This is a genomic window from Peribacillus cavernae, assembly GCF_003989135.1.
Lineage (GTDB): Bacteria > Bacillota > Bacilli > Bacillales > DSM-1321 > Peribacillus > Peribacillus cavernae.
On the sequence record NZ_RYZZ01000027.1, the window covers coordinates 1 to 12,733 of the forward strand.

Consider the following 12,733-nt stretch of genomic DNA (forward strand, 5'->3'; position numbering starts at 1 on the left):
CCCTGGCCTTTTCGTCAGCGACTGAATAAAAAATACGCTCAACAGTGGAGTAAGCAATTTGGTATTTTCGGCTACTATCTTGAATGGTCGTTCCTAGGACCTGTTCATAGATAAACAGGCGGAAACGCTGTGTATAATGCTGATGGGAAGCAACGGATTCAAAGGAAGCTGAAAATACTTCATGGCAATTCTGGCATCGATATCTGTTCACATAAAGATTTACATATAAAGGTTTATTAAGTATAGGTAAATCCCTTACTTTTCGTGTCCTTTTGTCATGGACAACCAAAGAGTGAAAACCACAATAGGTACAGCGTTCCTCTTCAGCTTTTTTCTCCACATGAACAAAATAATGAGTAGGGAAAATTTCTTGATTAACAACTTCAAATTCTGGCAATTCTAGTAACACGGAAAACACGTGAAAACCTCCTAATGTTTGTTGGCTAACTAACATTATTGCCAGGAATTCAAAAATGTTTTCCTTTTTTTTGTGCTAAATCACAAAAAGTGATGATGACGGAGGCTCTAAAGGTATCCCTCCTGCTTTGCTTTTTTATAAGGTTCACCTTATCTTTTCCTTTGAACTGGATTTCATTCTGCATAATTAAGTTACCTCTTTAAAGTTTAGGGACTTGAGTTAATCTAAAGCACTAAAGAACCCATCTAAGTGTTTAAATTTGATTCTCGATAGGGAATATATAACTACGACGAAAATAAAAGGAGGAATACTATATTATGGAACAACAAGAAGTTAAAAAATCCGTTGAAAACATATTGAACAACAGTACAGGCACTATGGCAACAGTTAAGACAAATAAGCCTCATTCCCGCTATATGACATTTTTTAATGACAACCTGAAACTTTATACCGCTACAAGCAAAGAAACGGATAAAACCGAGGAAATAGACCAAAATCCATACACGCATATACTTCTAGGCTATGATGGTGAGGGATTCGGCGATTCTTATGTGGAGTATTTAGGGAAAGTTACGATCAAGAATGATGAAAGTCTTAAAAAAGATTTATGGAATGAACACATGGAACATTGGTTTAACGGTCCTGAGGATCCGAATTTCATCGTTCTTGAAATTACCCCTGTTGAAATACGCCTAATGAACAAAAGAGGAAAAACTCCAGCAACGCTTGAATTATAGTAAGAGAAATGAAGACCAGTTGCCCAATGCAATATGGATTTCCTGAATGTGTACTTTGTAAGTTGCTTTTTGGTGGACAAGAACCATCTGATTCTCAAGTGGGGTAACTAGGATTTATGCAGGGTACTGAAAATGAAAACAGCATTACAAAGGAAACACAACCAATTTTCCACCAGACGAATCCGTCTCCATGTATGGATTCGTCTGTTTATCTTTATTAGCAAATTGGTAATTTTTATTTTGTTTAAGTAGTGTCCGTCTATTACATCTTTATCTTTCTGCCTTTCCACATGACAGAGCGTGAAATGTGCGTTCGATATAATGAATACATAAACAGAGCAATAAAGAATATAAACAATAATGGAAAGAAGATAACCACCCAACAACTGAAGTTACCTACTCTTCTAGTTAAAAACAAGAAATGCAGTCCATATAACAAATAAAGTACAATACTTATTCCTATCAGTACTGTATTGTCCCTTCGGATAGAAGCAACTGGAAGAGACGCTACAGAGAGTGCTCCTGCTATCCATACATTAATTAATAACATTACAAACCAATGTGTTGATTGAGATGCTGTTGCTAGTGTCTTCGTCCACCCTTCGATGAGTTGCCCCATACCTTCTGGATACATGCGAAAAGTGATCATGCCTTTCCCAGCAAAATTGCGAACTGGCAATTTATTAGCGGTAAAATTCTCACTAAGTGCAAAATCATCCATAATCGAATTTTTGGCTAACTCATGACCACCACTAAATAGATAGCTTTCTTTGTCACAAAGAATACATGGTCCAAATGAACCCGCTGTTTTGAATTTCTGTTTCCATATAGTAAATACATTGATACCTGTAAGGACGATAATATTGAAAACTGCTGATAGTTGCTCATACGCTTTTTCCATTTGATGAAAAGGCTGAACAGATAAAATACCTTTTGCATGCTGTTCCTGGTAGGCAGAAAGTAACTTTTTCAAGCTGCTTTTGTGTACAAATTTCACATCTGCATCCAGGAAAAGCAACCATTCTCCAGTAGCATGTTTTGCACCGTAGGCACAAGCGAGAGACTTACCTGAAGTGGTACCACCTACAGCTTCCTTATTATTTAATACCGTTGCACCATATTCGGTGGCTACCGCTGCAGTATGGTCCTCCGATGCATCGTCTACAACAAGTATTTCAAACGTTTGCCATGTTTGGCTGTTCAATGACTTTAATAAGTGAGGTAGACGGTTTGCTTCGTTTCTAGCCGGAATAATAATGGATACATATGGTATATCCGTAGATTCCTCATTCGCCTTGGGACGTGACAATGACCAAAACATTAAGGTACCACTTACTAAACCAACCAATGTCAGAATAATCGCCAGAAATAACATAATGTGCATACAGGTACCCCTCCTTAAATTAAATAGGATAGTTTTACACCTTCGTTAGAAATATCTCATTGCATGAAGAATCGTTCCTAATAGTCTGTTCACTCCGCTTAGTAATCAAATAGAATGCCTTTATCGTCATGCATTAGTTCCTGTGCAGCGATTCTGGCAGATAATAGCACAATTGGTACTCCAGCACCTGGATGTGTACTACTCCCTGTAAAATATAGATTAGAACAATTTTTTGCTTTCGCTTGCGGGCGCAGATTGTTGCTCTGGGTTAGGGTTGGCTGTAATCCAAAAGCAGCACCATTATATGCATTGAATTTCGACTCAAAGTCTAGTGGTGTTATACAGGTCTCGCTGACAATTTCGTTATCCATGTTTTCAAAACCCTGTATTTTTTTTAGTGTATCTAAAATGTAACTGCGGTAATAATCAATCGTTTCCTTGTTCCATTGATAATCTGCTACTTCTGCATTGGAGACAGGCATCAAAATATACAATCCATCTTTACCCTCGGGTGCCAGGGAAGCATCCATTTTCGATGCTATGTACACATAAAAAGACGCATTCGCCAGTTTATCTCCAGAAAAAATGTCATGGAGGTTTTTCTCCATTTTTTCATTGAAAATAAAGTTATGAACATGCTCAACTTCTTCATATTTTCTATTCATGCCAAGATATAATAGAAAACAAGAACAGGAGTATTTCATGTTATCAATCTTTTTGTCGGTATATTTCCCTTTGGCGCTTTTGTCACTTATTAGATTTTTCATGGCATATGGGAAATCTGCATTGCAGACCACAAAATCGGCAGATACTTTCTGATCATCTACCATAATTCCAGTTGCTTTATGATTATGAATGCATATTTCCTGCACATTTTTATTATAGAAAATGGTCCCGCCAAGTTCTTTAAAGAGTTTTTCCATAGCCAATGCCATCGTATACATACCACCTTTGATGAACCATACACCGTATAAAAATTGAATCATGGGCAGCATGGTATAAAAAGATGGACTGTTTAATGGGGAAATACCTATGTACAATGTTTGAAAGCTAATGATTTGTTTTAATCGTTCATTTTTAATATAGTTTCCGATAAAGTTATCCGCAGTATCGAATGCTCTCATTTTCAAAGCCTTTCTTAGCATCGGCAGGTTATAAAAGTCACTATGTTTGCGAAATGGCCTTTGGATTATGTCATTTTTGCCAACCTTAAACCGTTTATATATCTCATACAAATAGTTAAAGAAGCCTTCCGCATCCTCTTCGCTGATTGATTCAATCGTTTTTGTCAATTCTGTAAGGTCAGAGGTGATATCGATCGGATTGTCCGGAATATCACTGAAGTAAACCCGGTACATTGGGTCTAGCCTTTCCATTGGAATATAATCATCTGGATTGCGGTTGCAAAGCTCAAACACTTCCCGATACAATTCCGGCATCATGACGATACTTGGACCTAGATCAAACTTGTAGCCATCCATTTCAATTCGATTCATCTTTCCCCCAGGCGTGGATTCTTTTTCGTATACTTCTACCTGGTATCCAGCATGCTGTAGTCGTATTGCGCTGGCGAGCCCTGCAACACCTGCACCAACAACAATGACCTTCTTTTTCATGTACATTCCCTCATTTCATTAGATCGCGTTATTTCGCACTTGACTAGATGTCTTCTAATCTTTAATCATTTCATTTATTCGGTGATGTGATTGTCGTGATGCGACCACGGTTATAACGCTGGACCACGATAATTGGCAGGTTGAACAACAGGGCATAGAGAATCATAGCCCAGCCTGCCCATAATGGGTTCCATAAAAAAAACAATGGAGCAGGCAGAATCGACAGCCAATGCGTTAGCTCTGCGCGTTTTGTTTCTGCAGCAAAGGTTTTCAAGTCACTTATTTTGGTGCCATGCAATCCTTTTTTATCGTATCCTTTTTTAAGAAAAATGGTCCCGTCTAAAATTAATCCCTTCCATCTTTTCACGCGAAACAATTTCTGCCATAGTTTTCCTGACTTTTCCCACCAGAATATTTTAAACCAGTAACTTTCTCGCAGAAAAAAAGTGGAAGACAGTTTTAAACAAATGACAGAAATTAATAGATGAAAAAAAGTCCATGCGATAATATCAATTAAAATAATCCAAATGACGGGAAGTGAAATGATCGGCATGGCTATCCTCCTAAAATTTTGCGTTCATTACATTTAATAGCGTACTTTACAACAGCCATTTTCGAAACTTCTTTACGACATCCATGTCTTTATCCGTATAGGGTGGGAATTTATCTTGAACATTTTTATAATGATGTGCTTGATATGCTGTCTTTTCATAGCTACAGGATTGAAAACCCGCTTTACCATGATAGCTGCCGTGCCCACTTCGCCCAATGCCACCAAAAGGAACATGGGGGTTTGCGGCATGATGGATTACCTGATTGACACTGACAGTTGTTGATAGCATGTGGTGCTTGAATAATCGGATATGCTTCTTGTTTTCACTAAAAAGATAAGCGGTCAACGCATCACGCTGAATCACATGCTTAGATAATAATGTTTCTAGGTCCGCATATGGTATAACGGGTAATACCGGACCAAAAATTTCTTCCTGTAGGATAGCACTACCTGGTTTAATATCTGTAACCACTGTCGGTGCGATGAATAAATTTTCCGCGTCATGCGTACCACCGTGCCAAACATCACCTTGTCCCATAAAATTGATTATTTTTTCAAAATTCTTCACATGGCATATTCTTCCATAGTCATCACTGTTTTCCGGTTGGTCTCCATAGAATGATGAAAGAGTCGTAGAAATTTCGGATAGAGTTTTTTCATAAATTGACTGGTGTACATAGAGCGTGTCTGGCGCGATACAAGTTTGTCCTGCGTTAAGAAATTTACCCCAAACAACTTCCTGGATTGCTGCTTTAGAAAAGCCTGTCTCGTCTATGATACAAGGATTTTTCCCTCCGAGTTCTAGTATCATCGGAGTGAGTTGTTTGGCGGCCTGCTGTGCAACGTTTTTTCCCACCTGCTCACTGCCTGTGAAAAAAATCAGATCAAAAGGTAGTGAAGTCAATATCTTGGCAGTCTGTACATCCCCTGTTACAACCGCTAGCTGTTCCGGGGGAAATGTTTGACTGATAAGCTTTTTTAGTAGTTCACTTGTTGCTGGTGCATGTTCTGATGGTTTAATCACACAGCGATTGCCGCTTGCTAATGCGCTGATCGCAGGCATTAGTGCGAGTTGTAGCGGATAATTCCAAGGACTAATGATTAACACACAGCCGTACGGGTTCCTTATTTTGTCGATCGTTTCCACATAGCCAAATTTCAGGTGGCGGGATCGGGTCGACTTTATCCATTTCTCTAAATGCTTTACTACATAATCGATTTCATTCAATAATACTGCTATTTCAAAAGAAAAAGCTTCGAATGCTGGCCTTCCCATATCTAAAAGAAGCGATTGCATGAAATCTGCTTCCTGTTCTAAAAGCATCTTTTTCATACGCAGAAGTGTTTTCTTCCGCGCATCTATAGATGGAATGGAGCTAGTAAGGAAATCCTCGCGCTGTCTTTCAAGTAATGACTTCGGATAAAAATGGTCATGGTCAGCCATTTTGTGTGTCCCTTTTTACAATTTTATCACGAACCTGCTGGCCGCTCAGCGTGACCATTGGCATTCCGCCGCCCGGATTCACCGTTCCCCCGACAAAATATAAATTGTCGTAGCGTTCGCTTTGTTTTGGGTGTTTGAACCCTTTATTTTTCTTGCGGTCTGATAGCGTGCCATATATTGCACCACGGTCAGATCCATAGACATGTTTAATATCTTCTGGTGTCCATATATCCTTTGTCACAATGTTTTCGCGTAGATGATCCAGACCCATGTTTTCTAATTTAATCAGTACCCGTTCCGCGAATAGATCATAGTCTTGCTGCGTGAAAGGTTTACGGTCCTGAATATGCGGGATATGTGGCAATACTTTTAAGTTTTCAAATCCCTCCGGCGCTTGTGCAGGATCCGTCTTATTGACGTTTACCAAATAAATAACTGGGTCATCTGGTAGTTCGTGACGATGGAATATCTTATCCATTTGCTTCTCCATATTTTTTGCAAAGAAGAAATTATGATGGCCAAGCTGTGGATAGCTTTTTTTCACGCCCAAATGCATAACAAGACCAGAACTTGATGGTTCGAATTTCTTTTTCAACTTTTTTACATATTGTTCCTCTTCCTTGAGCAACTGTTCATAAGCTGGAATTACTTCCATATTCGAAATATAATAATCTGCGGTTAATTCTGTTCCATCTTCTAACAGAGCTCCAGTAATTTTGCCTTTCTTTTTTGTAAGTTGGGTAATTTGAGTTTCTGTATGAAACGTAACACCAATTTCCTTAGCCAGCTTCACGAGACCGTTGGCAAGATGGTGCATCCCACCAGGTACATACCATACACCTTGGTCATGCTGCATGTAAATCATCATATTTAATACTGCTGGTGCATCATAAGGGGAGGAACCAACATATTTGATAAAATAGGAAAGCATGTCCTGGAACTGCTTATTACTGATTCGTTTATCAATTGCTTGGTGCACAGTTGAAAATAGATCAAAGTTTTTTAACGCGCTGAACATGCCATTATATTGCATAATATCTTTCGTATCATCAGCACCATGCTTGAAGTAACTTTTCTCCGTCATATCATAAAGCTTCTTTGAATACTTAAGCAGCTTTCTATATTGACACATATCTCTTTTTTTCAATGTTGTATTCTTTGCTTGCATGTCTTGTAAATCTTCATATAAATCAATGATGTTACCATCAGGGAAAAAAGAACGCCACTGATGATTCAGCTTTACAGTTGGGACATATTCCTTCATGTTTTTCCCGCTAGCAGTAAACAATCTTTCAAAGCTTCTCGGCATAGTCAGGATGGATGGCCCTAGATCAAAGCCAAAACCATCTTGCTCAAGCCTATTCAATTTTCCACCTAAGTGACTGTTCTTTTCATATAAGGAGACTTCATAACCGCTTTGTGCAAGTGAAATTGCAGCGGATAGCCCCCCGAGTCCGCCACCGATAATCAGTGCGCTTTTATTTTTTGCCAATTAAAACAGCACCTTTCCATAATCAAGAGTAATTACTAAAAGCAGCGTTGATTTGCTTCATTTTTTCTTTTGTCATATAGTTTCGTTTCGATAAACACTTGTAATCATTGCTTCGCACAACATCCAGTATTCCTCTATAAACCTTAGCAGATAAATAGACAGGCTTTCGGCTATCAGCGTCAAACTGATCAATACTCAGCATAAAGTTGTTATATAACGATTCAGCACGTACAGCCAATTTCTCCCATAGGTTGATAAAATTCATAGTGATAAGACCATTTCGTAAATCATCCTGTGTATATTGAAAATGACTTAATTCATCTTTAGGCAAATAAATTCGGTTTTTCTCATGAAAATCTTCGCCAACGTCACGTAGAATATTGGTTATTTGCATGGCAGTGCCAAGGTCAATCGCTGCAGAGCGCAAATCTGCAGGAGATTTCGAAGCGATGACAGGCAACAGCATCAAACCAACAGATCCAGCTACATAATAACTATACTTTTCTAGAACTTGTAGTGTTTCTGGGATAGCAAAATTTATATCCATGGATTGACCTGTCAGCTGGTCATAAAACGGCTGGATATCCATTTCATATGTATTGAATACTTGCCTGAGTGCACGCCATAGTGGTTTATCTTTTTCTTCATAATCCCTGAATAGATCCAGCTCTTTAGTTAATTGTTTCAATGCCAGAATTTTTTCCATGGGTGTATGATTTCCATCAGCACAATCATCCGCGATCCTGCAAAAAGCATAGATCGCATAAACGGCCTTTGCCTTTTCAGAAGGTAGTTTTGAAAAAGCAAAATAAAAGCTTTTGGAATGTTTTTTTATTATCGTTTCACAATAATAAAAGTCTGCCTGCATTTGCTTTTTGTCCATAAAATCACATCCTTTATTAGTAATAATCAAATAGGATTTCTTTATCATCATGCAGTAATTCCTGGACGGCAATTTTGGCCGAAAGCAATACAATTGGAACACCTGCACCTGGATGTGTGCTACTTCCAGTGAAATACAGATTGTCACAATGTGTAGCTTTGCTTTGTGGCCGCATGTGATTGCTCTGTGATAGTGTTGGCTGTAATCCAAAACATGCACCATTATAGGCGTTAAATTTTGCTGCAAAATCTTTTGGTGTCATATACGTTTCTGACACAATTTCCTGATCGATTGTTTCAAATCCCTTAATACGTTTCATCGCTTGTAAGATAGAGTTGCGGTAGTATTGAATGGTTTCATCATTCCACTCATAATTTGCCGTCGATAAGTCGGAAACAGGCATTAATATGTACAATCCGTCTTTTCCTTCAGGTGCAAGAGAAGGATCCATTTTCGAAGCGATGTGTATATAAAATGATGCATCTTCCAGCTTGTTTCCTGCGAATATATCATGTAAATTTTGATCTAAGTTTTCATTGAAAACGAAATTATGAACGTGTTCCACTTCTTCATATTTTCGATCCATCCCCAGATACATCAAAAAGCAAGAACAAGAGTATTTCATACTATCAATTTTTTTATCCGTGTATTTACCTTTTGCTTCTGTATTTTTCACCAGGTTTTTCATGGCAAAAGGGAAATCGGCATTACAAACAACAAAATCCGCCTCTCGCTTATGTCCATCTAGATAAATGCCCTTTGCTACACCATTCTCGATCGCTATTTCTTCTACAGTTGTGTTGTACTGTATAGAACCACCAAGCTCTAGGAATAACCGTTCCATGGCAGTTGCCATTGTATGCATGCCACCCTTGATAAACCAGATTCCATATAGAAACTCAATCATGGGAATCATCGTATAGAGAGAAGGACCGTTATAAGGGGAAACTCCTATGTACAATGTTTGAAAACTAATCATTTGTTTCAAGTGTTCATTTTTAATATATTTATCTAAAAAGTGATCGGCATTGTCTAACGTTTTTAATTTCATCGCTTGTTTTAGCATAAATGGATTGAAAAAATCTGTTTGTTTGCGAAAAGGCCGTTGTATAAAATATTTTTTAGCTATGGTAAAACGTTTGTAAATCTCTTTCAAATAATCAAGAAAACCCTCTGCGTCTTCTTCACTGATCCCTTCTATTGTTTGCATTAATGTTGTTAGGTCTGACGAAATATCATAAGGCTGATCAACCTTATCCCCGAAATATACTCTATACATTGGATCGAGCTTTTCCATTGGAATATAATCATCTGGATCGCGACCACATAATTCAAAGATTTCCTTGTATAACTCCGGCATCATAACGATGGTAGGCCCTAAATCAAATTGATAGCCATCTTTTTCAATTCGGTTCATTTTTCCGCCAGGTAGTGCTTCTTTTTCCACTATTTCTACTGTATAACCAGCGTGTTGTAAGCGTATTGCGCTAGCTAAACCGGCTACACCTGCACCGATCACCATAACTTTTTTAGTCATATTACAACTCCTCAACATCACATCTATTTTGCCCATATTAACTGAAGGTAAACAAAAGTTAGCTTCATTATTCAACTAACATTTTATGTGAGAGATAGAATTCACAGTGACGCTATGAAATCTTTAAACATTATACAATATTACCTAAATTTGTACAATTTATTGTAACTTTCAAGGCTTTAGTTACTTATTTCATGCTCTATAAATATGAATTTTGTACAAGGTTGTGTTATAGTTCAACTATGTTTAAAGGGGTGTACAATTTGGAAGAATTACAAGAGAAGCGTTTTTACATTAAAGAAATTGCCGATTTGACAGGTCTTTCCGAGCAGCTTATCCGTAAATGGGAAAATAGATATCACATTGTACAACCGGAAAGGTTAGACAATGGCTATCGCGTCTATACATTTGATGATCTTTTGACATTAAAAGAATTAAAGAAGTTTAGAGACCAAGGGAAATCAATGAAACTAGCTATCCAAGCTACAGTCGCTAAACAGGGTACAACTGGTTTGATAGATAAATTGAACCAGGTGGAAAAAAGTCCCAATGTTGAAAAAATGGTGGAGAAAGGAACAGTTTATGATGAAGATGGACTCATGTTTTTGCTGCGACAATCCCATTATCAATATGGTCTCGATTTATTTTTGCAAAACACTGTTCGGCCCTTTTTAGAAGAAGTAGGTGATCTATGGGAAAAGGGTGAGTGGGATGAAAGTCAAGAAACAGTGTCCAGTTTGGTTGTAAAAGATTTTTTAACGCAGGTAAGCAGAAACTTCAATTTTAATTTGAAAGCTCCACATGCCCTTGGTTTTTGCCTCCCTGATGAACTTCACGAAATCCCGCTGCAAATCCTATTACTGCAAATGAAGATGAAGGGATGGAGAACTACAAGAATTGGAGCATCCCCTAAATTTTCAACGATTGAGAGACTTATTAAATACATGCAACCACAAAAGGTATTGTTTTCAGCATCAACTGTGATTCCTTTTCAACAGAATGAATACCTGTTGGAAAAACTTGATCAACTAGCAAAAAAATATGCGCATATTTTATTTCATATTGGTGGAGAAGGTATATGGGACTATACAAAAGTTGTGAAGCCAACATACATGCATGTATCATTTTCTGTTGAAGACATCACCACATCGACAGAATAACTTATTACAAGTCAGCTCTTACATGAATTCCTTGCCACCACAGTGTAAATATTTTACTTTTCTAAGTTAACAGGGATAGAGTGTCCTCTTGAAACAAATCGGTCTCATATCCCCTATTCATAGGAATTAGTTTGCCCAATTAATTTAATTATCATAAATAAATTTATCCATTTAAGGAATTACTAAAGTAAATCCAGAGAAATTAGGTGAGACTATGGAGATTAATCAGAACTACCAGCCAGGCGAAGTCGTCTATATCATTATTCGTAATCCACATGCACAGGATGTTGCCAATGTTCAACAAGCAGCTGTTGTGCAAGATCCAAGGAACCCTTTTGAATTAGCTCTCTTTGCACACGAGAATTACTTTCCATTTTCAGATGAGTTTGCCGTATTTAAAACTGAAGAAGAGGCGGAACAAGCCTATCAGGAAGCTTTTGGTACGCCTGATGCAGGTGATTTTTATGGTTAAACCATTTGTTCCACAACTCGTTTATGTTGAACCTCGTGCTTTAGAGTATCCACTAGGTAAAGAGCTAATTTCAAAATTTGATAATATGGGAATTGATATAAGAGAAACAACATCACATAATCAAATTCGGAATTTACCTGGTGATAATCATTTCCAGAAGTATCGAACAGCCAAATCCACTCTGGTAGTTGGGATAAGAAAAACGTTAAAGTTCGATACGTCGAAGCCATCTGCAGAGTACGCTATTCCGTTTGCAACAGGTTGCATGGGGCATTGTCATTATTGTTATCTGCAAACGACAATGGGTAGCAAGCCATACATTCGAACCTATGTAAATATTGATGAAATATTTGACGCTGCTGAAGAGTATATGGAAGAACGTGCCCCAGAGCCAACACGATTTGAAGCCTCTTGTACATCGGATATTGTTGGTGTTGACCACCTAACACATACGTTAAAAAAGGCTATTGAGTTTTTCGGTAAATCGGAGCATGGTCGTCTTCGTTTTGTTACGAAGTTTGCCCATGTCGATCATCTTCTAGATGCAAAACATAATGGACGTACGCGCTTTCGTTTTAGTATAAATGATGACTATGTTATTAAGTACTTTGAACCAGGAACCTCGCGATTACATGAACGGATTGAAGCTGCAGTCAAAGTTGCGGAAGCTGGATATCCACTAGGGTTTATCGTTGCCCCCATTTACTTACACGAAGGATGGAAAAGCGGTTATAAGGAAATGTTTGAAAAACTTGAGGCTGCTTTACCAGCTTTTGCTAGGAAAGACTTAACGTTTGAAATGATTCAACATCGCTTCACAAAACCAGCTAAGCGTGTTATTCAAGAAAACTATCCCATGACAAAACTAGAACTTGACGAATCGAAGCGAAAATGGAAATGGGGAAGGTACGGCATTGGAAAATATGTTTATACGAACGAGGAACAAGAAGATATTAAAGACACACTTGGTAATCATATTAAGCATTACTTCCCTGAAGCGAAAATTGAATATTTCACTTGATATAGATACTTGATGG

12 protein-coding genes are annotated in these 12,733 nt (G+C 37.9%); 4 read left to right on the forward strand and 8 right to left on the reverse strand.

Features of this window, described 5'->3' with window-relative positions:
• Positions 1-418 (reverse strand): transposase family protein (locus ELQ35_RS15830; protein ID WP_185861799.1); only part of this gene is annotated, 418 nt, incomplete at its 3' end.
• 317 nt (positions 419-735) lie between these two features.
• On the opposite strand from ELQ35_RS15830, the gene ELQ35_RS15835 reads away from it, so the two are divergent.
• Positions 736-1,155 carry a pyridoxamine 5'-phosphate oxidase family protein gene (locus ELQ35_RS15835; RefSeq protein ID WP_126865914.1) on the forward strand — a complete coding sequence of 140 codons (420 nt, stop codon included), beginning with the start codon at positions 736-738 and terminating at the stop codon, positions 1,153-1,155.
• Positions 1,156-1,417: 262 nt separating this feature from the next.
• On the opposite strand, the gene ELQ35_RS15840 is transcribed toward ELQ35_RS15835, so the two are convergent.
• The 7 genes from ELQ35_RS15840 to ELQ35_RS15870 form a co-directional block, all read right to left on the reverse strand.
• Complete coding sequence (locus ELQ35_RS15840; protein ID WP_126865916.1) at positions 1,418-2,539, reverse strand: glycosyltransferase family 2 protein; 1,122 nt, start codon at positions 2,537-2,539, stop codon at positions 1,418-1,420.
• 98 nt (positions 2,540-2,637) lie between these two features.
• Entirely contained in the window at positions 2,638-4,155 is a 1,518-nt protein-coding gene (locus tag ELQ35_RS15845) for a phytoene desaturase family protein (RefSeq protein ID WP_126865918.1), read from the reverse strand.
• A 70-nt stretch (positions 4,156-4,225) separates the two neighbouring features.
• Complete coding sequence (locus ELQ35_RS15850; RefSeq protein ID WP_126865920.1) at positions 4,226-4,708, reverse strand: glycosyl-4,4'-diaponeurosporenoate acyltransferase CrtO family protein; 483 nt, start codon at positions 4,706-4,708, stop codon at positions 4,226-4,228.
• A 46-nt stretch (positions 4,709-4,754) separates the two neighbouring features.
• Entirely contained in the window at positions 4,755-6,152 is a 1,398-nt protein-coding gene (locus tag ELQ35_RS15855) for an aldehyde dehydrogenase family protein (RefSeq protein ID WP_126865921.1), read from the reverse strand.
• Entirely contained in the window at positions 6,145-7,644 is a 1,500-nt protein-coding gene (locus ELQ35_RS15860) for a phytoene desaturase family protein (RefSeq protein WP_126865923.1), read from the reverse strand. The genes ELQ35_RS15855 and ELQ35_RS15860 overlap by 8 nt, the downstream gene beginning before the upstream one ends.
• Before the next feature lie 22 nt (positions 7,645-7,666).
• Positions 7,667-8,527 (reverse strand): phytoene/squalene synthase family protein, encoded by an 861-nt coding sequence (locus ELQ35_RS15865; RefSeq protein ID WP_126865925.1) that lies wholly within the window; start codon positions 8,525-8,527, stop codon positions 7,667-7,669.
• 16 nt (positions 8,528-8,543) lie between these two features.
• Entirely contained in the window at positions 8,544-10,064 is a 1,521-nt protein-coding gene (locus ELQ35_RS15870) for a phytoene desaturase family protein (RefSeq protein WP_126865927.1), read from the reverse strand.
• Between the two features lie 263 nt (positions 10,065-10,327).
• Between ELQ35_RS15870 and ELQ35_RS15875 the strand changes: the two genes are divergently transcribed.
• The 3 genes from ELQ35_RS15875 to splB all read left to right on the forward strand — a co-directional run bounded on the left by ELQ35_RS15875 (position 10,328) and on the right by splB (position 12,717).
• Positions 10,328-11,224 carry a MerR family transcriptional regulator gene (locus ELQ35_RS15875; protein WP_185861800.1) on the forward strand — a complete coding sequence of 299 codons (897 nt, stop codon included), beginning with the start codon at positions 10,328-10,330 and terminating at the stop codon, positions 11,222-11,224.
• A gap of 214 nt (positions 11,225-11,438) precedes the next feature.
• Complete coding sequence (locus ELQ35_RS15880) at positions 11,439-11,696, forward strand: transcriptional regulator SplA domain-containing protein (protein ID WP_126865931.1); 258 nt, start codon at positions 11,439-11,441, stop codon at positions 11,694-11,696.
• Positions 11,689-12,717, forward strand: coding sequence for a spore photoproduct lyase (gene splB, locus ELQ35_RS15885; RefSeq protein WP_126865933.1), 1,029 nt, complete (start codon positions 11,689-11,691; stop codon positions 12,715-12,717). The genes ELQ35_RS15880 and splB overlap by 8 nt, the downstream gene beginning before the upstream one ends.
• Positions 12,718-12,733 lie beyond the last annotated feature (16 nt).

Bases quoted from the DNA above. Each gene is read 5' to 3' on its own strand.
- ELQ35_RS15835 (WP_126865914.1), top strand. From the start codon at position 736: ATGGAACAACAAGAAGTTAAAAAATCCGTTGAAAACATATTGAACAAC.
- ELQ35_RS15840 (WP_126865916.1), bottom strand. From the start codon at position 2,539: ATGCACATTATGTTATTTCTGGCGATTATTCTGACATTGGTTGGTTTA.
- ELQ35_RS15845 (WP_126865918.1), bottom strand. From the start codon at position 4,155: ATGAAAAAGAAGGTCATTGTTGTTGGTGCAGGTGTTGCAGGGCTCGCC.
- ELQ35_RS15850 (WP_126865920.1), bottom strand. From the start codon at position 4,708: ATGCCGATCATTTCACTTCCCGTCATTTGGATTATTTTAATTGATATT.
- ELQ35_RS15855 (WP_126865921.1), bottom strand. From the start codon at position 6,152: ATGGCTGACCATGACCATTTTTATCCGAAGTCATTACTTGAAAGACAG.
- ELQ35_RS15865 (WP_126865925.1), bottom strand. From the start codon at position 8,527: ATGGACAAAAAGCAAATGCAGGCAGACTTTTATTATTGTGAAACGATA.
- ELQ35_RS15870 (WP_126865927.1), bottom strand. From the start codon at position 10,064: ATGACTAAAAAAGTTATGGTGATCGGTGCAGGTGTAGCCGGTTTAGCT.
- ELQ35_RS15880 (WP_126865931.1), top strand. From the start codon at position 11,439: ATGGAGATTAATCAGAACTACCAGCCAGGCGAAGTCGTCTATATCATT.
- splB (WP_126865933.1), top strand. From the start codon at position 11,689: ATGGTTAAACCATTTGTTCCACAACTCGTTTATGTTGAACCTCGTGCT.